Annotated in this window: 21 protein-coding genes and 1 tRNA gene; 10 read left to right on the top strand and 12 right to left on the bottom strand. The window is 63.8% G+C overall.

From position 1 onward, the window contains the following. Positions 1 to 418: 418 nt before the first annotated feature. Together ACR9YP_RS21010 and ACR9YP_RS21005 are read right to left on the bottom strand one after the other, a co-directional pair. Positions 419 to 910 carry an SRPBCC family protein gene (locus ACR9YP_RS21010; protein WP_176945700.1) on the bottom strand — a complete coding sequence of 164 codons (492 nt, stop codon included), beginning with the start codon at positions 908 to 910 and terminating at the stop codon, positions 419 to 421. Further along, entirely contained in the window at positions 910 to 1,299 is a 390-nt protein-coding gene (locus tag ACR9YP_RS21005; RefSeq protein WP_438107601.1) for an ArsR/SmtB family transcription factor, read from the bottom strand. The genes ACR9YP_RS21010 and ACR9YP_RS21005 overlap by 1 nt, the downstream gene beginning before the upstream one ends. A 282-nt stretch (positions 1,300 to 1,581) precedes the next feature. On the opposite strand from ACR9YP_RS21005, the gene ACR9YP_RS21000 reads away from it, so the two are divergent. Beyond that, positions 1,582 to 2,637 carry a serine hydrolase gene (locus ACR9YP_RS21000; protein WP_438107599.1) on the top strand — a complete coding sequence of 352 codons (1,056 nt, stop codon included), beginning with the start codon at positions 1,582 to 1,584 and terminating at the stop codon, positions 2,635 to 2,637. Positions 2,638 to 2,645: 8 nt separating this feature from the next. Here the strand turns inward: ACR9YP_RS21000 and ACR9YP_RS20995 are convergent, their stop codons facing one another. Beyond that, positions 2,646 to 3,347: an SDR family oxidoreductase gene (locus ACR9YP_RS20995; protein ID WP_474216967.1), complete on the bottom strand. Its 702-nt coding sequence runs from the start codon at positions 3,345 to 3,347 to the stop codon at positions 2,646 to 2,648. Positions 3,348 to 3,455: 108 nt separating this feature from the next. On the opposite strand from ACR9YP_RS20995, the gene ACR9YP_RS20990 reads away from it, so the two are divergent. After that, positions 3,456 to 4,298 (top strand): GNAT family N-acetyltransferase, encoded by an 843-nt coding sequence (locus ACR9YP_RS20990; protein WP_438107595.1) that lies wholly within the window; start codon positions 3,456 to 3,458, stop codon positions 4,296 to 4,298. A gap of 1 nt (position 4,299) precedes the next feature. Here the strand turns inward: ACR9YP_RS20990 and ACR9YP_RS20985 are convergent, their stop codons facing one another. Then, positions 4,300 to 4,746 carry a hypothetical protein gene (locus ACR9YP_RS20985; RefSeq protein ID WP_474216966.1) on the bottom strand — a complete coding sequence of 149 codons (447 nt, stop codon included), beginning with the start codon at positions 4,744 to 4,746 and terminating at the stop codon, positions 4,300 to 4,302. Between the two features lie 284 nt (positions 4,747 to 5,030). On the opposite strand from ACR9YP_RS20985, the gene ACR9YP_RS20980 reads away from it, so the two are divergent. Further along, positions 5,031 to 5,309 (top strand): hypothetical protein, encoded by a 279-nt coding sequence (locus ACR9YP_RS20980; RefSeq protein ID WP_438107594.1) that lies wholly within the window; start codon positions 5,031 to 5,033, stop codon positions 5,307 to 5,309. A 1,214-nt stretch (positions 5,310 to 6,523) separates the two neighbouring features. After that, positions 6,524 to 8,377, top strand: coding sequence for an alkaline phosphatase family protein (locus ACR9YP_RS20975; RefSeq protein WP_438107592.1), 1,854 nt, complete (start codon positions 6,524 to 6,526; stop codon positions 8,375 to 8,377). 55 nt (positions 8,378 to 8,432) lie between these two features. On the opposite strand, the gene ACR9YP_RS20970 is transcribed toward ACR9YP_RS20975, so the two are convergent. Next, entirely contained in the window at positions 8,433 to 9,005 is a 573-nt protein-coding gene (locus ACR9YP_RS20970) for a hypothetical protein (protein WP_438107590.1), read from the bottom strand. Between the two features lie 382 nt (positions 9,006 to 9,387). Between ACR9YP_RS20970 and ACR9YP_RS20965 the strand changes: the two genes are divergently transcribed. After that, positions 9,388 to 10,047, top strand: a complete 660-nt coding sequence (locus ACR9YP_RS20965; protein ID WP_130218030.1) for a peroxiredoxin — start codon at positions 9,388 to 9,390, stop codon at positions 10,045 to 10,047. 126 nt (positions 10,048 to 10,173) lie between these two features. Here ACR9YP_RS20965 and ACR9YP_RS20960 read toward each other — a convergent pair whose 3' ends face one another. Further along, entirely contained in the window at positions 10,174 to 11,904 is a 1,731-nt protein-coding gene (locus tag ACR9YP_RS20960; protein ID WP_438107589.1) for a methyl-accepting chemotaxis protein, read from the bottom strand. A gap of 443 nt (positions 11,905 to 12,347) precedes the next feature. Here ACR9YP_RS20960 and ACR9YP_RS20955 point away from each other — a divergent pair, with 443 nt between their 5' ends. After that, positions 12,348 to 12,629 (top strand): histone, encoded by a 282-nt coding sequence (locus tag ACR9YP_RS20955; protein ID WP_438107587.1) that lies wholly within the window; start codon positions 12,348 to 12,350, stop codon positions 12,627 to 12,629. A 142-nt stretch (positions 12,630 to 12,771) separates the two neighbouring features. Here the strand turns inward: ACR9YP_RS20955 and ACR9YP_RS20950 are convergent, their stop codons facing one another. Together ACR9YP_RS20950 and ACR9YP_RS20945 are read right to left on the bottom strand one after the other, a co-directional pair. Continuing rightward, the gene (locus tag ACR9YP_RS20950) at positions 12,772 to 13,644 is read right to left on the bottom strand and encodes a DMT family transporter (protein ID WP_474216965.1); all 873 of its coding nucleotides are present in this window, start codon (positions 13,642 to 13,644) and stop codon (positions 12,772 to 12,774) included. Positions 13,645 to 13,743: 99 nt separating this feature from the next. Continuing rightward, entirely contained in the window at positions 13,744 to 14,190 is a 447-nt protein-coding gene (locus tag ACR9YP_RS20945) for a hypothetical protein (protein ID WP_091889766.1), read from the bottom strand. A 292-nt stretch (positions 14,191 to 14,482) separates the two neighbouring features. On the opposite strand from ACR9YP_RS20945, the gene ACR9YP_RS20940 reads away from it, so the two are divergent. After that, positions 14,483 to 14,746, top strand: a complete 264-nt coding sequence (locus ACR9YP_RS20940; protein ID WP_474216964.1) for a hypothetical protein — start codon at positions 14,483 to 14,485, stop codon at positions 14,744 to 14,746. A gap of 30 nt (positions 14,747 to 14,776) precedes the next feature. Here ACR9YP_RS20940 and ACR9YP_RS20935 read toward each other — a convergent pair whose 3' ends face one another. Next, positions 14,777 to 15,238 (bottom strand): host attachment protein, encoded by a 462-nt coding sequence (locus tag ACR9YP_RS20935; RefSeq protein ID WP_438107584.1) that lies wholly within the window; start codon positions 15,236 to 15,238, stop codon positions 14,777 to 14,779. Between the two features lie 307 nt (positions 15,239 to 15,545). On the opposite strand from ACR9YP_RS20935, the gene ACR9YP_RS20930 reads away from it, so the two are divergent. Continuing rightward, on the top strand, positions 15,546 to 15,818 hold the full coding sequence (locus ACR9YP_RS20930) for a hypothetical protein (protein ID WP_091889772.1): 273 nt from the start codon (positions 15,546 to 15,548) through the stop codon (positions 15,816 to 15,818). 460 nt (positions 15,819 to 16,278) lie between these two features. After that, a complete protein-coding gene (locus ACR9YP_RS20925) occupies positions 16,279 to 17,244 on the top strand; it encodes an AraC family transcriptional regulator (protein WP_438107582.1) in 966 nt (321 codons plus the stop codon). A 70-nt stretch (positions 17,245 to 17,314) separates the two neighbouring features. On the opposite strand, the gene ACR9YP_RS20920 is transcribed toward ACR9YP_RS20925, so the two are convergent. From ACR9YP_RS20920 to ACR9YP_RS20910, 3 genes are all read right to left on the bottom strand, one after another. Then, positions 17,315 to 17,391, bottom strand: a tRNA-Arg gene (locus tag ACR9YP_RS20920). 153 nt (positions 17,392 to 17,544) lie between these two features. Beyond that, positions 17,545 to 18,054 (bottom strand): hypothetical protein, encoded by a 510-nt coding sequence (locus ACR9YP_RS20915; protein WP_438107581.1) that lies wholly within the window; start codon positions 18,052 to 18,054, stop codon positions 17,545 to 17,547. A 163-nt stretch (positions 18,055 to 18,217) separates the two neighbouring features. After that, positions 18,218 to 18,790 carry a hypothetical protein gene (locus tag ACR9YP_RS20910; RefSeq protein ID WP_438110688.1) on the bottom strand — a complete coding sequence of 191 codons (573 nt, stop codon included), beginning with the start codon at positions 18,788 to 18,790 and terminating at the stop codon, positions 18,218 to 18,220. Positions 18,791 to 18,973: 183 nt separating this feature from the next. On the opposite strand from ACR9YP_RS20910, the gene ACR9YP_RS20905 reads away from it, so the two are divergent. After that, entirely contained in the window at positions 18,974 to 19,357 is a 384-nt protein-coding gene (locus ACR9YP_RS20905) for a VOC family protein (protein ID WP_438107579.1), read from the top strand. The last annotated feature ends 30 nt before the right edge of the window (positions 19,358 to 19,387 follow it).

Genomic DNA, 19,387 nt, shown 5'->3' with positions numbered 1-19,387 from the left:
GGATGGCGTCCATGCGCGCGAGAAAGTCCCAGGCGATCTCGAAGGCCTGCTCGGCGGCGGGGTTGCGGTAATCGCTGAAGATAATGTGCGTCATCACTGCCAAAGCCGGAGGGCAACTATCGTTCCTACCGGGCGGGCGCACGATCCGGTGTTCCGCGGTATCACGCATGTGAAGCGTGGCGGACAAGGCGCCTCCAGTCCTAAAGGCATGCGCAACGAGACGACCCCATCGTCCGGCGGCACACCGCGTCGTTAGCGGGAGCAACGATCAGGCTCTTTCGAAATACGACCATGCGGCGCATGAGTGCGGCCTCGGCGAGTGCTCTCCGCCGGAGCCGCATTCGTTTTTTTTCGAACGCCTGAGGGATGAACTCAGAACGCGTTCAAGTGGCCGCGAGAAATCTTTGCAAACGCGATCTCACCGCTTCATCCCCGCCACATACGCCGCCAGCTTGTCCAGCGTCTGGTAACCGTATTCGACGGCGCCGAATCCGATCATGCCATCGCGCTGCTCGGTGCTCGAGGCCAGTTGCCGCATCATCAGCACAGTCTTGCCGTTGCTCTGCTCGGCAAAGGTGACGGTGAAGCGGAACATGCCGGGATCCTCGTCCTGGTCGACGCCGTGATCCATTTCCATCAGAGACGGCCGCTCGATGCGGCGGAAGCGCATGCGGTTCGGGTAGACCGTGCCGTCGGGGCCGATCATGTTGAAGCGCCAGACGCCGCCGACGCGCACGTCGATCTCGAAGGTTTCGACCTTGAACCCTTTCGGACCGAACCATTGCGGCAAATGCTTCGGGTCGGACCAGGCCTCGAACACGAGATCGCGCGGCGCGTCGATCACGCGCGACATCACGATCTCGCGGTCGAGGGACCATTGCGACAAGGCAGCATTGGCAGAATTCGTCATCACTCGGAACCTTTCCGTTTGGTTGTTCGGGACGGACGCTTGGCGGCCGCCCTCTCCTTCTCTTTCTTGAGCTTCATCACGTAGGCTTCGAACCGATCGAGCCGCGCCTCCCAGATCGCACGCTGCTGCTGGAACCAGTCTTCCGCGCTGAGAAGCGCATTCGGGCTGAGACGGCAGGTGCGCACGCGGCCGGATTTCTCCGACAGCACGAGCCCGCTCGTCTCCAGCACATGGATGTGTTTCATGAAGCTCGGCAGCGCCATGTCGAAGGGATCGGCGAGCTCGCCGACCGACGCCTCGCCCGCGCAAAGCCGCATCACGATCGCCCGCCGCGTGGGATCGGCGAGCGCGGAAAAAACCTGGTCGAGCCGGAACAATTGGTTAGCCATGAAGCTAACTATAGGGCTGCCACCATCCGGCGTCAATCATTGTTAGCTCATAGGCTAAGTGATTTTTGTCGAAGGCAACGCGAGGTGGAACCCACAACGCGCAATCGTGAATTGGGGCGCGCGCTCGTTCACGATAAGAGGGGCTCGGGGCACATCACATCTTGCGTCATAGCCATGCCGTCTGTTGTCACCTCATCACACCTCACCCGGCGGGCGCTCTCCCGGGCAGCGCTCGTTCCACTCGCCCTTGCCTGGTCAGGCCGCGCCTTGGCGGATTCCGACATGATCGCGCAGATGCGCGACATCGTCGCGAACGAGCTGGCTCCGACCGCGACGCCGGACCATGCGGGCGGCCTTGCCGCCGCGCTTTATGCCGGCCGCCATGTCGAGTTCTTCACCTACGGTTTTGCGGATGATGCCGCCAAACGGCCGGTGACGCCGGACACGCTGTTCAATCTCGCCTCCTTGCGCAAACCTTTCGAGGCGACCCTCGTGGCGCTCGGCGCGCTGCGCGGCGAGCTGCAGCTCGACGACCACCTGCCGAAATACCTGCCGGAGCTGGACGGCGACTACATCCGCCGCGTCACCGTCGGTGAGCTCGCCACGCACACCTCGGGGCTGTTGCTGCCGACCGATCATCCGCCCTGGCCTGACGAGCAGTTTACGAGCGACCAGTTCATCACCATGCTGAACACCTTCGCGCCGCCGCCCGGCGTCGCACCCAGCCGGCAGCGCATCTACACCCATGCCGGCTACGTGCTGCTTCAGCTCGTGCTCGAGCGCCGCTACGACGCTCCGATCGCGACCCTGTTCGAACAGCGCATCCTTAGGCCGCTCGCCATGACCGCGACCTGCGTCCCCGACCGCGGCGAAGACAACCGCGCCGTCATGGACGAGGCGTGGCTGCGGCGCGTGGTCCAGGGCTATTCGGACCAGGGCAAGGAGATCGGCCCGATCGGCAACCAGCAGAGCTATTTTGACTTTTCCGGCACCGGCCAGATGTTCTCTTCGGTGCGGGATCTCGCGAGCTTCGTTGCTGCCTGCGTCGATGGCCGCTCGGTCGATCCGCATCTGCGCGAGGCGTTGCGGATGACGCAGCATGAGTCCTTCCGGGTCGACGAGAAGTTCGGACAGGGCATGGCCTGGGAGACCGTACGCTTGCCCGACGTCACCGTCGTGGACAAGCCGGGCGGCCTCAACAACGCCTCCGGCTATATCGGCCTCGTGCCGGCGCGGCGGCTCGGCATCGTCCTGCTGGTCAATCGCGGCGAATATCCGCATGAGATCGCGCGCTACAAGATCCTGCCGGAACTGGCACGGCTCGTCGCCTCACATTGAGGCGCCGCTCAAACCGAGCGCGTCAGCCCGCCGTCGACGCGGATGTTCTGGCCGGTGATGTAGGCAGCGCCGTCGGAGGCCAGGAACGAGACCGTCGCGGCGATTTCCTCGACCTTGCCATAGCGCTTCATCGGCACGTTGTCGCGGCGCGCGTCTAGCTGCGGCAGGCTGTCGATCCAGCCCGGCAGCACGTTGTTCATGCGGACATTGTCCGCAGCGTAGGTGTCGGTGAAGATTTTCGTGAAGGCGGCAAGGCCCGCCCGGAACACCGCCGAGGTCGGAAACATCGCGCTCGGCTCGAACGCCCAGGCGGTCGAGATGTTGATGATGGCGCCACCCTTCTGCGCCTGCATCACCGGCCTCACCAGCCGGGTGGGACGGATCACGTTGAGCAGATACGTATCGAGGCCGGCATGCCATTGCTCGTCGGTGATCTCAGTGATCGGCGCGCGCGGCCCGTGGCCGGCGCTGTTGACGAGCACGTCGATGCGTCCCCACTTGGCCAGCGCACCGTCGACGAGACGCTTCAGATCGTCATTGGATTTGTTCGAACCGGTGACGCCGAAGCCGCCGAGCTCGGCAGCCAGAGCCTCGCCTTTGCCGGAGGACGACAGGATCGCGACGCGAAACCCGTCCGCTGCCAGCCGCCGCGCGGCCCCTGCCCCCATGCCGCTGCCGCCCGCAGTGACGAGTGCAACCTTCTCCGCCATGAGCGATTCATCCTCTGTGATATCGTTGAGGCGAGCCACAGGCCCAGCCTATCATGAGGCCTTCTACCGCCGGACCCGCTGTCAGGTCCACCGTCGAGAGCATCCGTCATGAGCGATTTGCAGATCCGCAATTTGCGGCCCGAGGAGATCGCCGTCGCCATCGACTGGGCCGCGGCGGAGGGTTGGAATCCGGGCCTGGCCGATGCTGCCTGCTTCGCGATCCCTGACGCGCAAGGTTTCTTAGTCGGCGAGATCGACGGCGAGCCGGTCGCGACCGTCTCCTGCGTCAATTACGATGACCGCTTCGCCTTCCTGGGCTTCTACATCGTGCGTGCAGACTTTCGCGGCAGCGGCCACGGCCTGCGCATCTGGAACGCGGCGATCGCGCATGCGGGCGCCCGCGTAATCGGGCTCGATGGCGTGGTCGCACAGCAGGACAATTACAGGAAATCGGGCTTCCAGCTCGCCTACGCCAATATCCGCTATGGCGGCATCGTGACCGCACCACCGAAACCACCTGCCGAAGTCGTCGCCCTCGACAAGATCCCGTTTGCGCTTGTTGAAGCCGATGACGCCACCGTCTTCCCTGCCCCGCGCAGTGCCTTCCTGCGCGCCTGGATCAACACATCGGGCCATGTCGGCCGCGCGCTGCTGCGCGATGGCAAACTCGCCGCCTGGGGCGTGATCCGGCCGTGCCGGACGGGTCACAAGATCGGCCCGCTCGTCGCCGACGATCGGGCGGCGGCGGAAGCGATCGTGCAAGCTTTGCTGGCGAGCGCAGACGGCGGCGAAGTCTTCCTCGATGTCCCCGCCGTCAATCGCGAGGCCATCGCGCTCGCGGGCGATCTCGGGCTCAGGCCGGTGTTCGAGACGGCGCGGATGTACACCGGGCCGATCCCGCCGCTGCGCATCGACCGCGTCTTCGGCGTGACCAGCTTCGAACTGGGCTAGCTCAGTAACAGCGCATGATGTTGACGGTGTGCTCGCCGCCGCCGCGCCCGGGCACCGTCACCTGCTCCGTCGGGCAGCTCGGCACATAGGGCCGGTCGGAAGGCACGACATTCGGCGGGAAGCGATGCGCCCAATCCCAGGGAACGTCATACGTATAGGTGTAGCGCACGTCATTGGAGAGCGGCTGCGCCGCCTCGCCGAAAGGCTGGCTGTACGTCGCGCCGTCGTAGAAGAACCCGCCCCCGCCCGGCCAGTAGACCCAGGGATTGCTGCGGCGGTGGAACCGGGCTCCCGGTCCGATCGGCGCACGCGCCATTGCGCCTGACGGAGCGGCGGTGACACCATGCGGCGCGGCGCCGCCGGGTCTGGCAAAACTGTCGTTGGGGCTAAGGAGCAGCGCGGCTGCGCTGAGCGAGGCAAATAGCGCCCCTTGTGATCTCGACATCATGATACGCACCAACTCGTTTGGCTTCGCAGGTAGCGGCTCCCCACTGCAGGCTAGGCCGGGCTCTCGCCCGCCCGCAAACGTATAATTAATTATTGGTTAAGACACGGGATTAACGGGGAACATGGTGCGGCAGAACGCCCGGATTCCCGTCCCGTTTTGCGCCACTTCGTTCCGCAGCGCGCGATTCATAACCAGTTGATCGGAGTTGATCGCTCCCGACCAATAAGTCCGGAACGCTCCCGCATTGCACCCGTTGGCCCCCGACACAAGCAAGGAGCACTCGAATGCAGAACAAGTCAAAACTCCTCTGCCTGGTCACGGCATCGCTCGTCGCAGGCGCTACAGCCGCGTCGGCGCAGGGCTACTACGATTGGAACGGACCGCGCGTGGGTTGGGACGCGCCCGCCTACGAACCGGTTCAGCCGGGCGCGTACTATCCTGACGTCGCCGGACCGTATGGCGCATACTACCGCACTCGCCATCCGACCCCGAGCTCGACGCAGGGCGATGTCGGCCCTGACGGCAACAACAACGGCACGCTGACCGGCGGCTATCGCTGGTAGCGACCGGGCTTCATTTGCACGACCCGCCGCCTTCATCGAGCGGCGGGTCGTTCTTTTGCGACTTACGTATTGTGAGCTGAAGAAGCGCCGTTGCCGCCGGCTGCGCGATAATGGTCGTAGCCCGGATGGAGCGCAGCGCAATCCGGGACCGCTGTGCCCGCACTGATGGAATCCCGGATTACGCTGCGCTCCATCCGGGCTACAAGATGTCGCGTTGCCTGTCGGGCAAAACACGCGAGCCGTGGGTCAACGCGCGCAGTTCAAAATATTCCGCTTTACCGAACTTCGGAAACGGCGTATGTGTCGCGCAACCCGGCCCAAGGAAGAGGGGCGTATCGCGATCGTCACGAACGCGGGCCGGGCGGCGGTGGACGTGGACCACACCGGCGCGAAAGGCTTCGCAGGGCGGGCAACCGTGAGCGAAAGCGTCACGCCAACGACGGTGCGGTTCGCGTACGGCAAAATCGTGTGGTCCTGGCGCCCGGGGTCTGTGCGCCAAGTCTGGCGGTGATGTGGCGGCCCGACCGGGTCCGCGCATCAGCGATCCGCAAGGCGACGGGGGCAATAGTGCATCGCTCCCCGGGGAGAGCGCGACATAAGCCGTTCCAACCACTGCGCAGGGAAGGCCGGGATGTCTCCGGTTGCCCTGTTTCCCGCTATGCATTGACGCACACGCAATCTGCTCTCGGCATGGCGGTCCATAGGAGCCAACCGGCTCCCGGTCTTCCCTGCGCCCTCTTTCATTGAGGGCAAGGCATCGAAGCAAAGCTCGGGCGAACAAGCCGCGAGGATGAGAAGGCGCGTCTGCGATTGAAATGGGATTGATGAGCGACCATGCCGCCTCAAACTCCGTCATTGCGAGGAGCTCTTGCGACGAAGCAATCCAGACTGCCTCCGCCGAGGGATTCTGGATTGCTTCGCTGCGCTCGCAATGACGATGTTGAAGCAGCTGTGCACCAAACTGCGGTCTCGTGCCCCGGACGCAGCGCAACGCTTCTTCAGCGGTGCGCTGCAGAGCCGGGGCCACGCAACGGCGAAATGCACCGCCTGGGTCCCGGCTCAGCGCCGCAACGCCAAAGGCGTTGCAGCGCGTCCGGGACACGCCCTTCTTTCCACGCTTCTCCGCTCTTGTAACAAAACGGTCATGCAGTGAAACTAAACGAATCCGGGGCCGCGGCCAGCGGCCAAGCCGCCTCACCGCAGGGAGAGATTCGATGCGTCGTTCACTGGTGTTGCTGTCCGCCGGGCTGACAGTCCTGTCCACCGGACTTGCCTCCGCCCAGAACAACACGCCACGCAACCTGATCCTGTTCATTCCGGACGGTCTTCGCGCGCTGAAGGTCACACCGGAGACGGCGCCTGCGATGGCCGAGGTCCGCGACAAGGGCGTCAACTTCAAGAACCCGCATTCGCTCTTCCCGACCTTCACCATGGCCAACGGCTCGGCGATGTCGACCGGACACTATCTCGGCGATACCGGCGTGTTCTCCAACACGATCTGGACCAGCTACACCTCCGGCCCCGCCGGCGACACGGTGGTCCCCTTCATCGAGAACGACGCCGTGCTCGGCGATATCGACGAGCATTTCAAGGGCAACTATCTGAACGAAGAGACCATCCTGAAGATGGCCCGGGACAAGGGGTTCAGCACTGCCGCGCTGGGCAAACATGGTCCGACCTACCAGTTCGATCACACCGACAAGCCCGAGAAGGCCGGTCTGCATTCGATCGTGTTCGACGACGCCACCGGCGGCAAGAACGGCGTGGCGCTCTCGGACGAGGTGAAGGACGCGCTGACCAAGGCCGGCCTGCCCACCGCCACGCCGCCGCGCGGTGACAATTCCAAGGCGGGCGATGCCAAAACCCCTGGCACCACGGTCGCCAACGTCGCGCAGCAGGCCTATTTCGCCGATGTCGCCACCAAGGTGGTGCTGCCGATGTTCAAGGCGCGCAACAAGCCATTCGTGCTCGTGTTCTGGTCGCGCGACCCCGACGGCAGCCAGCACAATACCGGCGACAGCCTCAACCAGATCAAGCCCGGCATCAACGGCCCCACCTCGATGGCCGGCATCAAGAACGCCGACACCAACCTCGCCCAGCTCCGCAAGGCGCTCGACGAGCTCGGGCTTGCCGCCTCGACCAACATCATCGTTTCCGCCGACCACGGCTTCTCGACGATCTCCAAGGAGAGCAAGACCAGCCCCTCGGCCAAGGTCAGCTATGACGACACGCCGAAGGACTTTTTGCCGATGGGCTTCCTGGCGCTCGACCTTGCGAAAGCGCTCGACCTGCCGCTGTTCGACCCCAACGACAAGAATGCGAAGATCGAGGGCAACAAGCATCCCAAGGCCGGCAACGGCGTGCTCGGCAAGGAACCGACCAAGCCGGATCTCGTCGTCGCCACCAATGGCGGCTCCGACCTGATCTATCTGCCGAGCAAGGACAAGAAGCTGGCGGCGAAGACGATCAAGGCGCTGCTCGAGCAGGACTACGTCTCCGGCCTGTTCGTCGAGGACGCGCTCGGCCGCTTCCCCGGCACCCTGCCGCTGTCGAGCATCAATCTGCGCGGCAAGTCGGCGACGCCGACGCCGTCGATCGTCGTCAACTTCCGCTCCTATGCCAGCGATTGCGGCGAGGCGCCGACCAACTGCTCGGTCCAGATCGCCGATACCGTGCTGCGCCAGGGCCAGGGCATGCATGGCAGCTTCAGCCGCGGCGACACCATGAACTTCATGGCCGCCATCGGTCCGGACTTCAAAGCCGGCTATGTCGACGAGATCCCGGTCAGCAATGCCGACGTCGGCATGACCGCGGCCCGGCTCATGGACCTGCGCAGCGCGCAGAATGGCGATCTCGTCGGCCGCGTGATGTCGGAGGCCATGCCCAACGGCACGGTGCCGAAGGCCTATGCCGGCACGCTGAAGTCCAAACCGGCCGAAGGTGGCCTGATGACCGTGCTGAACTTCCAGCGCGTCGGCAGCCAGCGCTATTTCGATGCAGCCGGCTTCTCCGGCCGCACGCTCGGGCTCGAGGTAGAGGGTGGCAAACAAAAAACGGCGGGGAAGTAACCCCGCCGCTTCATCGCGTCCTCGATTGAGACGCGTAAATCTACATGCCCAAATCTTACATGCCGATGTCGAACACGTTCGGCAATTGGCCCGCCAGAGGCAGCGCGGTGGCGCCCAGGAAGGTCGCCACCATCGCCATCAGGCGACGGTTGTTCTGGCGCTTGCCGCGCATCTGGCCGGCGATCCACTCCAGCATCTCGCTGTTGACCTTGGAGGCATAGGACGGCGCCCAGCTCTCGATCTCGGTGTCGGCCGACAGCGCAACGCTGCGCGGCGGCACCTTCAGACCCGAGGCGCTGGCGGCATAATGGGCGACCGCCTTGGCGAGCAGGTCATCGAACCGGCCACCGTCGGTGCGCTCGGTCGCGGCCTCGTTGATCTCGAACAGCACTTCGGCCTCGGTGCGGCTGATCGGCTGGTCGTTGACGGCGGTGGCGGTCAGGATGCGCACGCACCAGGCGGTGTCATCGGCATCGAGCGAACGGGAGAAATGCACCCTTCCCTTGGTGGTCGGGCCTTCCCCCGTGATCACGCCGTCGCGCACGATGCTCAGTGCATGGGCCGCGGTATCGCGGCAGGACGGTTCGAGGGACGACGAGTCGGTAGGCTTAGGCGCAGCGGCAGACATAGTTCACTTCCAGATTTCTTCTGATCGGCCAGCATTTTCATGCCGACGTAAAGGGGTGGTTAACGATTCGATACGGGGATCGCGACTTTTCTAGATGGTTGCCAATTGGTCGCTGTTAGGACCATTCTGGTTCTAGGAAGCGCCGGGCGAGCGTGATGAAAGTCATAAAAGGCATTATCGGGGCAATCGCGACCGTGTGATCCCGGATGGAGATGTTTCGCCGCAGGCGCCGCTGTAACAGAAAGGTGCTAGAAAATCGGCTCTTCAAAGAAGGAATTCACATTTTACTTGAGCCGGTTCACTTGACCTCTCCAGCATTCTATACTGACGACGACGGCAAAAGATGAATTCTAAAGTAAATTCAACGAGATGAGGTAGAACCATGACACTTCCGATCGGCGCCACCGCACCCGACTTCGAAGCCGAGACCACCGAAGGGAAGATCAAGTTCCACGACTGGATCGGCAACAGCTGGGCCCTGCTGTTCTCGCATCCGAAGGACTTCACGCCGGTTTGTACGACCGAGCTCGGCGCTCTCGCCAAGTTGAAGCCGGAGTTCGACAAGCGCGGCGTCAAGCTGATGGGCCTCTCGGTCGATCCGGTCGACCGCCATTCCAAATGGTCGGAGGACATCAAGGAGACGCAAGGCGCTGCGCCGAACTATCCGATGATCGGCGACACCGATTTCAACGTCTCCAAGCTCTACGAGATGCTGCCGGCCTCGACCTCGGGCGATCCCCTCACCCGCACGCCGGCCGACAATCAGACCGTCCGCAACGTCTTCGTCATCGGGCCGGACAAGAAGATCAAGCTGGTGCTGGTCTATCCGATGACCACGGGGCGGAACTTCCAGGAGATCCTGCGCGCCATCGACTCGCTCCAGCTCACCGCCAAGCATCGCGTCGCGACGCCGGCCGATTGGACCCAGGGCGAGGACGTCATCATCGCGGGCTCGGTCTCCAATGACGAGGCCAAGACGATCTACCCGCAGGGCTGGAAGGAGCCGAAGCCCTACATCCGCATCGTGCCGCAGCCGAAGTGACTTTCGGCGGTCGCCGATAGCGACTGCAAAACGTCATCCCGGGATGGTCCGAGGACCAGACCTCAGGTGCGCAATTGCGCACCGGGGTTCGGTGCTAGCGCACCGCCCCGGAACGGCTGCGTTGGATCACGCTGCGCGGACGCGGTCGAGGAAGCCGTCGACCTCGGCCTTCAGATGCAGGCTCTCGCCCGACAGCGCCTGGGCGGAGGCAAACATCCGGCTCGAGGTCTCGCCGGTCTCGCTCGCACCCTTGGCGGCGTGACGGACATTGACGGCGACATCAGCCGTGCCCGACACCGCCGCGCGAACGCTGGCCACGATGTTGTGGGTCGCGCTCTTCTGCTGCTCGACCGCAGCCGAGATCGAGCCGGCGATGCCGCTGATGCGCTCGATGGTCTGGCTGATCGCCTTGATGGCAGCGACCGATTCCTCGGTCGCGAGCTGCATGCTCTCGATCTGGTTCGAGATCTCGTCGGTCGCCTTGGCGGTCTGGCCGGCGAGCGTCTTGACCTCCTGGGCCACCACCGCGAAGCCACGGCCGGCATCGCCCGCGCGCGCGGCCTCGATGGTGGCATTCAGCGCCAACAGGTTGGTCTGCTCGGCGATCGAGGTGATCAGCTTGACGACGTCGCCGATGCGCGCGCCGGCTTCCGAGAGCTGCGCGATGCGCTGATCGGTCGCCTCGGCCTGCCGCACCGCCTCGGCGGAGATCTCGTTGGATTCCTGCACCCGGCGCGTGATCTCGGAGATCGATTGAGACAGCTCGTCGGAGGCTGATGCCGCCGAACGCACGTGCTCGGAGGCGTTTTCGGAGGCTCCGGCGGACCGCGCCGACAGATCGGCGGTGGAACGCGCGACGTCGGTGAGCTGCCGCGCCACGCGCTCGAACTCACCCGACGATGTCAGCACCTTGTCGAGGATACCGCCGACGCTGCCGCGGAACTCCTCGACGAAGTTGCGCAGGTCGGATTTGCGCTGCTCGGCAGCCGCAGCTGTGGCCGCCGCCTGCTCGCTGCGCAGGCGCGCCCGCTCCAGCGAATTGCTCTTGAACACCGCGACCGTGAGGGCGATTTCGCCGATCTCGTCGGCGCGGTCCTCGCACTCGATCGCAACGTCGCTCTGGCCGTTGGCAAGCGCCGTGAGGGAGCGCGTGACCGAGGTGAGCGGTTTCGTGACCCGGCGGACGATCACCAAGGTGAGGATCAGGACCAGGAGCGCGGCGAGACCCGCGGCGGCGGCCATGCTCTCGATCGCCTGGGACAGCATGCTCTCGAACTGGGCCATCGGAATGCCGACATAGAGGATGCCGGCGACCTTGCCGGTCGCGTCCAGAATCGGGAAATAGGCGGTCATGAACGTCTTGCCGAACAGCGTGGCCGGTCCCTTATAGGCCTCGCCACGACGCAGCGGCGCCTGCCCCGGATGATCGGCGGCAAGCTGGGTGCCGACGGCGCGGTCGCCATTTTCCTTCTTCACGTTGGTCGAGCGTCGCACGAATTGCCCGCTCGCCTCGTCGAACACGAACAGGGTCGCATTGCCGCCGACATAGGACACCGCGCGATCGACGATGGCGTGATCCCTGAGGTCGGGCATTTTGGGAATCTCGGCGCGCTGGACGGCGCCATCCCGGATCATGATCTTGACGTCGGGAACGGTCTCGGCAAAGGCCAAAGCCAGCGTGCGCAGATTGACCTCGATGTCGCGCAGCGCACGATCATTGAAGGCGGACGTCAGCGACCAATAGCCGGCGCCGACCACGAGCGCCGTATTCATGGCGATCAGCAGTACCGCGCACAGGACGGCCTTGGTGCCGAGCTTGAACTGCGGCAGGAACTTCGCCGAGAGAAGGTTGGACATGGATGGAATGACCCCCGTAATTCTTGCATATTCGTGCAATCGGCTTACGGCCCCATTAACGACCGTTCGCACCGTGGCCCGCGCCATGCTTTCCAAATCGTAAACGAGGACACCCCTGACCAGCGGCCCGCCCTGGCGCCTGGCGCGTCCTGCCCGCATCGAAGGAGCTGCGTCCTGCGCCGAAGATCGCAAGCGATGCCATCGAAAGCCGAGCGCTGGGTGCCGGAGCTGAAGGACAGACCGGCGAAGCTGATCCACCCTCCGTGGCGGGCAACCCGATCGAGCTTGCGAGCGCGGGCATCATGCCCGCAGCTGATCGTCGATCATGCCAGGGGATGCGGGCGCTCGCCGCCTACGCAAAGATCCGCAAAGGTTGAGCGTTGCTTTGACACAATTTTGAAACCCGCTATCGTCATCGCTTCGTTCAAACAATGGGGGACGACATGGACGACGAGAAGCCGATCACAGAGCAGGCGATGGGCACGATCACCACCGCCGTGGAAGCGACCAAGGACGCCGCGGTCACCGCCGTCAAGCAGGTGAAGAAAGCCGCCAAGAAGGTCGCGAAGAAAGTAGCGCCGAAGAAGGCTGCGAAGAAGAAAGCCAAGAAGGCTGCGAAGAAGACCACGAAGAAGGCCGCAAAGAAATCGTCCAAGAAAGCCGCGAAAAAGGCCTCCAAGAAAGCGTCCAAGTCGAAGAAGAAGGCCAAGAAGGCCAAGCGCTGATCGCACTCAGAGCAGATCTCCGGGTGCGGGCGCGCCCGGAGACAGCTCCGGCGACGGCCTACCCTCGCCGTTTGGCTGCGCGCCGCCCCACCCTAGCACGAAAACGGTCAACACACGTCAGGGCTGTGCGCGCTGGAATCCGCTAAGAGCGTCGATTGACCACAAAGACCGCTGCGGCGCAGAGCGCCATGCCGGCAATGGCAACTGCGTCCAGGTTTTCTCCGAACAGCAGATAGGCCATCAGCGCCGTCACGGCCGGCACCAGATAGAACAGGCTCGCGACCGAGGTTGCCGCGGCGTGGCGGATCAGCCAGTACAACAGCCCGATCGATCCGATCGAGAGCGCCACGGCCAGCCAAGCGAGCGCGAGCACGAATTCCCGCGTCCAGTGCACCACACGGTCTTCGAACAGAAAGGCGCCGATCGCGAAGAAGATGGTGACGGACACGTATTGCACGAGATTGCCGGCGCGCCAGTCGATGTGATTGCAGTAGCGGCGCTGATAGAGCGTGCCGAGCGTGATGCTGATCAGCGAGACCACCGAGGCGAGCCAGCCGAGCCCGGCTTCGCTGGTCATCGGGCGGTTGTGCAGGATCAGCACGACCCCGCCAAGGCCGAGCACGAGGCCGGCCCATTGCAGCTGCGTCACCTTCTCGCCGAGCCAGCGATTGGCGATGGTCGAGGTCAGGATCGGCTGCAGGCCCGGAATCAGCGCGGAAAGGCCGGCCGGAATCGAATGCGCGATCGCGATCGCGGTGCCGCCGAGATAGAAACCGTGGACCAGAATGCCGGCGACCGCGCTGTGCGCAATGCCGGTGCCATCAGGCCATTTCGGCCGCGCGATGCCTGCGATGATCGCCATCAGGCCGACCACGATCGCCATGCGGATGGCGAGATAGGTCAAGGGATCGGCATTGTTGACGACGTATTTCGTGCCGATGAATCCGGTGCTCCAGAGCAGGACGAACAGGATCGGCGCCGCGCGGGCGGTCAGAGCTTCCGGATTGTGGTTCATTGCCGCCCTCATTGCCCGATGGGGCCCCATGCGGCAATACGAATTTCCGGACGAGCGATGCTGCGCTGCGACGGGCAGCGGGAGCCGCGGCTCAGCCGCTCACCATTCTTCCGGACAGGGATCGATGATTTTCCAGAGCTCGACCCCGTTCTTGATCTTCTTCATGTCGGTGGTGAGCCCGCCATTGCGGCGGATCCAGTCCTTCACCTTGTCGGGGTAGTAGGACATCAGATCGGAGGTGCCCTCGGCACTGGTGACCTTGATGCCGAAGGTGAAGGCCTTGTCGTAGTAGGCCTGGTGGAAGCCGAGGCTGGCGCGCGGCGTCACGCAGATCTTGTTCATCGGCACGATGCCGAGCACGAGCGTGCAGGCCGAATTGCAGATGCCGTCGATGATGACGCGCTCGCCCTTCTCGCGCACGCGCTTGTACTTGGCCTTGTACTCCTCGACATAGCCGCCGTGGTCGCGGGTGATGTGCAGCTCGGCGCGCGCCGGCGTAGCGGCGGCGAGGCAAAGCGACAGCAGGCTCAGAAGCGGGATGCGCATGGCGACGTGACGGCGAAAGCCTTCAGGAATGGACCGGCCTGGAAGGAGCCCCCAAAGGCCGACGACAGGATTCTTAATCGAATAGTCTTTGGTCATACTTGTGTGGGGAATTCGTTAAGCATCCCGAAAAGGCCAAAAATGGGCAGCTTTCGACCGCATGTCCGGCAATTCTGTCACACCCACCCGGAAATCTGCCGGTTTGGGCGTGATTCCGCGCCTCCGGACCGATGTCCTGGGCACCCGAAATTGCTATAAATGGCCGACCTATTCGCGCAGGTTCCGGAGAATCGAGATGAGCAAGTTGAAGCTTGTAGCCGCAGTTGCTGCCCTGTCGGCTGCAATCCTAGCCCCTGGCCTCGCGGAGGCACGGGGACATCACCGGTACCCCCGCTCCTACGCCAACCCGCTGCCCTATCCGATCAGCTATCTGCACAATTACGGGCCTGGCATCACCCCCGGCACCTTCGCCTATTACGACGGCCCGTCGACCAACCACTGCTACCGGGGCGCGGCCGCCTATATCGGCCAGGACGGCCGCCGGCACCCCTGCTACTGAGGCGCCGCGCGTCCTTCCCCGCGGGCGCCCCTATCTCGCGGCGCCCGACCGCAGCAATTGCTTCTCGATCTCGTAGACCGGCAGCTTGACGAGGTCCTTGCCGACCTCGCCCTGAAGCACCCTGCGCACGACATCGGAATAATCGGCGCGGATCATGCCCAGCGCACGCGGTGAGGCCACCATGGTCAGGGCCGAGGTCTCTCCCGCACTGACGGCGGCATCGAGACGGCCGGCCAGGCCCCGCAGGAACGCGCGCTCGGCCTCATCGTGCCAATCGGTTTGTTCGACGGAGCTGCGCGCCCCGCCGGCCGCTCCATGCAATCGACCCGGCGCATCGGTCCCTTGCGCGCCTGTCGATGGGTTGGGCTGCTCATGCACTTCCCTGGTGTGAAGGTTCGGAAACATCTCGTCGCCGAGATTTTCCAGAATGAGCGCCTTGCGCCCGTCGCACACGACCAGCCAGTCACCCTTGTCCAGTCTCATCTTGTCCATTGCATAGCTCCAAGCAACCCGTGGGCCTGCTCTTCGAATTCCTCGAAAGGCTGGCCATGCGGCAAGACTAGGGACGAAGCCGCGCCGGCGAATTGCGCAGGATCAAGGATGGCGGCATGTCGTGCGGCACCTGCCGGCGCCAGCGCAACATTGGTCAGACGCTCGAACCTGGAATAGTCTGGCGCATTAAGGTCACGCCTGCGGCGGGCTCGCTGAAGATTTGTTCATCAGCATTACATTTCGGTTCCGCCACAATTTGATCAGAACATCATCGATATCCTGCATTGCGTCAGCGGAGGAAGACATCATGAAGCTCAAGATTGGCCTCGTCGCCGCATCCCTGTTCGGTGCCCTCGCGGTATCGCCGGCGGCGTCCGCCATGCCCATCGCGCCCGCACCTGCAACGCCAGAGGTCTCCGGCGTCGAGCAGGTCCGCATGGTCTGCAACGCCTGGGGACGTTGCTGGTGGCGTCCGAATTATTATGGGTATTACGGACCGCGGCCGTACTACGGCCCCCGGTATTATGCGCCGCGCTACTACGGCCCACGCTATTATGGCTACGGCTATCGCCGCTGGTGATACCGAAGGGGCCCTTGGGGCCCCTTCGCTTTTGCGAGACCGTGAACTGCTTGCTCCGACCACCTGCGCGGCTAGCCTGGAGCAATTCCAAAACTGATCTAGATCAAAGATGAAATCCGTCACTTCGTCATTGTACGGAGATGGCCGATTTGATCGTTTTCCGATGCCCCCAGACGGGCATGAATGTGCAGACGCATTTGGAGAAGGGACAAAGACAGGAGGGGCGGAGCTTTGCGTCCTTTGCCTGTCCCGCGTGCACGCGCCTGCATTTCATCGACCTCGCCTCCGGCCAACCGATAAGCAGAGAAGGTTGACGGCGACATTGATCTGCCGTGCCTCATGGCATGAGGTCCGCAATACTACGGCACGAAATCCGATTTACTGAAGCATGATGTTTCGCCATTGATGGCGATGCACCGACATCCATTTGCGTGTCACATTGCAGCAGCCGCCCAGACGCATGTTGTTCGACGCCCTCGTCCCGTCCTCCGCGCTCCAACTGATCGGCTTTGCCGACGTCGATGCGTTTCGGCCGATCGAGTCGATGGAGGACGCGAGGAGCATTCCGCTCGACGTTGCGAACTTCGCGGCGGCCCGCGCCGTCGTCTCCCTGCCGGCATGCCGCATCGTCGTGATGAGGTCGTTCGCGCGCATCCTCGACACCGCCTATCGGATGCCGGGCGGGAAGGTGATCCTGGCGATGACCGACGACCTTCAGGCCAACTTCAGGGGTGTGGATCTCGACGCCCGCTTCTTCGTTGCACTGCGCGGCAACGATGAATGTCACTACGTCGAACCCCAGACCAATCATCACGCGATGATCATCCTCTCGCCTACCTTGCGAGACCGGGGCTGGTTCGATCGTGCCGACGATTTGCGGGCCCATGTCGCGAACCGGCCGGCCCTGCTCCACGCACGTCAGCTCCTGCTCGACATTCTGCGAACCGCATCGGTGCAGCCGCTCCTGTTCGAGACCACCGAGGTAGCCGCCCATCTCCAGGAAGGCCTGCTGCTCGCGCTCGATGATCTGTTTCGGATCGATCCCCTGTCAGATCGGAGCACCTCCGTTCGCAGCGAGCGGTCGATCAAACTCGTTCAGCAGATCGACGATTACGTCGCAGCCTATCCGACCGCTCCGATCTATACGGCCGATCTCGCCAGCGAGTTTGGCGTCTCGATCCGGACGCTCGGCGGCGCGGTCAGCAAGGTGCGCGGCATGAGCCTGCACCAGTACATTCGCCTCAAAAGACTGTGGGCAACCCGCGCTCGCCTGCTCAAGGGCGGCGGCGCCACCGTCGCTACATGCGCGCGCGCCCAGGGTTTCCATCATCTCGGTGAGTTCGCCGCAGCATACCGCGCGACCTTCCACGAGGCGCCCTCGGACACGCTGGCTCGTGGCCGGCAAATCCGAGTGTCGGCAGGCTGACGCCGCAAGCCCACGCGATGGTGACCGGCATCAGTGCTGATACAGAACAGATCTAGAACGCAGGGAGGCGTGGCGCGCTCGGAAGGATTCGAACCTCCGACCCTCGGAATCGAAATCCGATGCTCTATCCAGCTGAGCTACGAGCGCCCTGGCCCAGTAGTGGGCCGCAACCGAGACGCGCCTGACCGCTGCTGGCGAGCCCGCACAGCGGACGGCGTTCGGATGGGTTCGAATTAGCAGAGAGGCCGACCAATAAAAAGCCCCACCCGCCTCCGTTCGAGACGAGTCGAAGGTGTGCTCTCACCAGGTCGTGTTGAAAAGGCCGAAATGCGGCTGCTGGGCTACCATCATCGGCCGTCCCTGTTGCGGCGCCCGATGCGTCCTGACGACCTTGCGCTTGGGCTGAGCCTGGGCCGGAGAAGCCGCAGCAGCCTGAACCTGGGCCTCGGTCTTCCGGGCTGCGGCGGCGGTATCGGCCTTCGGGCCGGGCGTGAATTGGGCGAACGTCTCGCGGACCCGCACCTTGGCCGACATCTCGGCCAATGCGGGCGACATGCCAGCCTGCACTGGCGGCTGAGGCGCAACGGCGGCGGCGGTCTTTATCGCAGGCGCGGCGATCGTCGGCTGGCTGGTGTCGAGCACGACACGTTCAGGCAAATGGCGATCGGACCGGATTCGGATCAGCGGCTGGTCGTTGCTCGCGGTCGCAACAGCTTGCGCCACGGGTGCTGCCGGCAGCATGAAATCCGCCGCAAACAACAGTGTGAGCAAAGCTCCACCGACAAAGATGAAATACCGAAAGATGGGCATTGGCCGCGCTCCGCCCCCCGCATCCCCGCGTGGGCTCTTCGCCTTAACAGGCGATTCTCTAGTTGGTTCCTGGCCCAGCCCGTTCGGTTCAAATGGCAACGCCAAGTATTTTGGCCAAGACCTGCGGATGGTAACTTTTCCGCTATCCGGAAAAATGCCTCCTTTAGGCGCGGCGTGCTGCAACCAGCGAACACTTCGCCTGGTCGGCATTCACATTGACGAAGCCGATGGGAATATGCGCATAGGTCTTGCGGCTCTTCATGCTGACAGGGTCCGCCAGCACACGACTGCGATCAGTGAGATGACTGCCGTCGCGCCGCGCGAACGCGCAGACGATCTCGACGTCCTTTACGGCATAGTCATTGTCGTTTCGCAACGTGAACGTCACCAGCGCCTTCGAGCCGAGGCCGCCGCGGCGCCAGGTCTGCGATGAAATCCTGAGACGACCGAGTTCTGCCATTGCCGGCGCCTGAGCTGCGGAAGCCGGCGAGCCCGCGGCTGCCGCATCGCCTGAAGGAGCCGTCTCGACGGCTGCCAGGCCGGTCGTCACCGGTTGCGCGCTATTGCCTTTGGAGAGAGGCAGTAGCATCCAAATTCCGCAGCCCACAATGATCGCTGCCAGCAGCCACAGCAGGCTTCGGCCAAACGAGACGCTCGCAACCGTCACGGCCCGCGCCAATCGTTCGCCAGTCCCGGCGAAACGCCCCAACCCGAACCGGTCAAGCCTAACGTTCATGGTTTTCATCACCGACAGCGGCTGAAGCACGTCCTACGACGGACTAAGCCACCGTTTCACTTAATCGGGAACACGAACTAAGGTTCCCGGCCCGTTGCGAATCAGCAAAGACGGTGGCGATCGCCGGCTGGGGCCGTTAAACATGCGGCGCAACATCGAAAGACCGCGTTGGGAGAGAATGAAATGCCAGTCGTCACTTGGGATCACGTCCATCTGCGCAGCCCCGATCCGGAGGCTACGGCGGCCTGGCTGCGGGACATCCTCGGTGGCGAGATCGTGCGCGCGCCCGGACGGATCGACGTGAACCTTGGCGGCGCCAGGGTCTTCATCGCGCCGCTCGAGGGCGACGCCGCCGTCAGCCCGCCGCCTCTGCATCCGCATCAGGGCCTCGATCATTTTGGTCTGACGGTAAAAGACATCGACGCCGTCGCCGCCGAGATCAAGGCCAAGGGCGTCACCTTTACGCGCGAGCCGACGACGATCAGGCCCGGCGTACGCATCTGTTTCATCCGCGGCCCCGAAGGCATCTCCATCGAGCTGCTCGAGCGCGACAAGAAGTATACCTGACGCGACGCGAGCGGCATCAGGCATCGGCCT

The sequence above is a fragment of the Bradyrhizobium sp. BR14999 genome (genome assembly GCF_056106085.1).
Note: the sequence above shows the minus strand (reverse complement) of the source record. Positions and strands in the feature narration are given on the sequence as shown.

Bases quoted from the DNA above. Each gene is read 5' to 3' on its own strand.
- ACR9YP_RS21010 (WP_176945700.1), bottom strand. From the start codon at position 910: ATGACGAATTCTGCCAATGCTGCCTTGTCGCAATGGTCCCTCGACCGC.
- ACR9YP_RS21005 (WP_438107601.1), bottom strand. From the start codon at position 1,299: ATGGCTAACCAATTGTTCCGGCTCGACCAGGTTTTTTCCGCGCTCGCC.
- ACR9YP_RS21000 (WP_438107599.1), top strand. From the start codon at position 1,582: ATGATCGCGCAGATGCGCGACATCGTCGCGAACGAGCTGGCTCCGACC.
- ACR9YP_RS20995 (WP_474216967.1), bottom strand. From the start codon at position 3,347: ATGGCGGAGAAGGTTGCACTCGTCACTGCGGGCGGCAGCGGCATGGGG.
- ACR9YP_RS20990 (WP_438107595.1), top strand. From the start codon at position 3,456: ATGAGCGATTTGCAGATCCGCAATTTGCGGCCCGAGGAGATCGCCGTC.
- ACR9YP_RS20985 (WP_474216966.1), bottom strand. From the start codon at position 4,746: ATGATGTCGAGATCACAAGGGGCGCTATTTGCCTCGCTCAGCGCAGCC.
- ACR9YP_RS20980 (WP_438107594.1), top strand. From the start codon at position 5,031: ATGCAGAACAAGTCAAAACTCCTCTGCCTGGTCACGGCATCGCTCGTC.
- ACR9YP_RS20975 (WP_438107592.1), top strand. From the start codon at position 6,524: ATGCGTCGTTCACTGGTGTTGCTGTCCGCCGGGCTGACAGTCCTGTCC.
- ACR9YP_RS20970 (WP_438107590.1), bottom strand. From the start codon at position 9,005: ATGTCTGCCGCTGCGCCTAAGCCTACCGACTCGTCGTCCCTCGAACCG.
- ACR9YP_RS20965 (WP_130218030.1), top strand. From the start codon at position 9,388: ATGACACTTCCGATCGGCGCCACCGCACCCGACTTCGAAGCCGAGACC.
- ACR9YP_RS20960 (WP_438107589.1), bottom strand. From the start codon at position 11,904: ATGTCCAACCTTCTCTCGGCGAAGTTCCTGCCGCAGTTCAAGCTCGGC.
- ACR9YP_RS20955 (WP_438107587.1), top strand. From the start codon at position 12,348: ATGGACGACGAGAAGCCGATCACAGAGCAGGCGATGGGCACGATCACC.
- ACR9YP_RS20950 (WP_474216965.1), bottom strand. From the start codon at position 13,644: ATGAACCACAATCCGGAAGCTCTGACCGCCCGCGCGGCGCCGATCCTG.
- ACR9YP_RS20945 (WP_091889766.1), bottom strand. From the start codon at position 14,190: ATGCGCATCCCGCTTCTGAGCCTGCTGTCGCTTTGCCTCGCCGCCGCT.
- ACR9YP_RS20940 (WP_474216964.1), top strand. From the start codon at position 14,483: ATGAGCAAGTTGAAGCTTGTAGCCGCAGTTGCTGCCCTGTCGGCTGCA.
- ACR9YP_RS20935 (WP_438107584.1), bottom strand. From the start codon at position 15,238: ATGGACAAGATGAGACTGGACAAGGGTGACTGGCTGGTCGTGTGCGAC.
- ACR9YP_RS20930 (WP_091889772.1), top strand. From the start codon at position 15,546: ATGAAGCTCAAGATTGGCCTCGTCGCCGCATCCCTGTTCGGTGCCCTC.
- ACR9YP_RS20925 (WP_438107582.1), top strand. From the start codon at position 16,279: ATGTTGTTCGACGCCCTCGTCCCGTCCTCCGCGCTCCAACTGATCGGC.
- ACR9YP_RS20915 (WP_438107581.1), bottom strand. From the start codon at position 18,054: ATGCCCATCTTTCGGTATTTCATCTTTGTCGGTGGAGCTTTGCTCACA.
- ACR9YP_RS20910 (WP_438110688.1), bottom strand. From the start codon at position 18,790: ATGAACGTTAGGCTTGACCGGTTCGGGTTGGGGCGTTTCGCCGGGACT.
- ACR9YP_RS20905 (WP_438107579.1), top strand. From the start codon at position 18,974: ATGCCAGTCGTCACTTGGGATCACGTCCATCTGCGCAGCCCCGATCCG.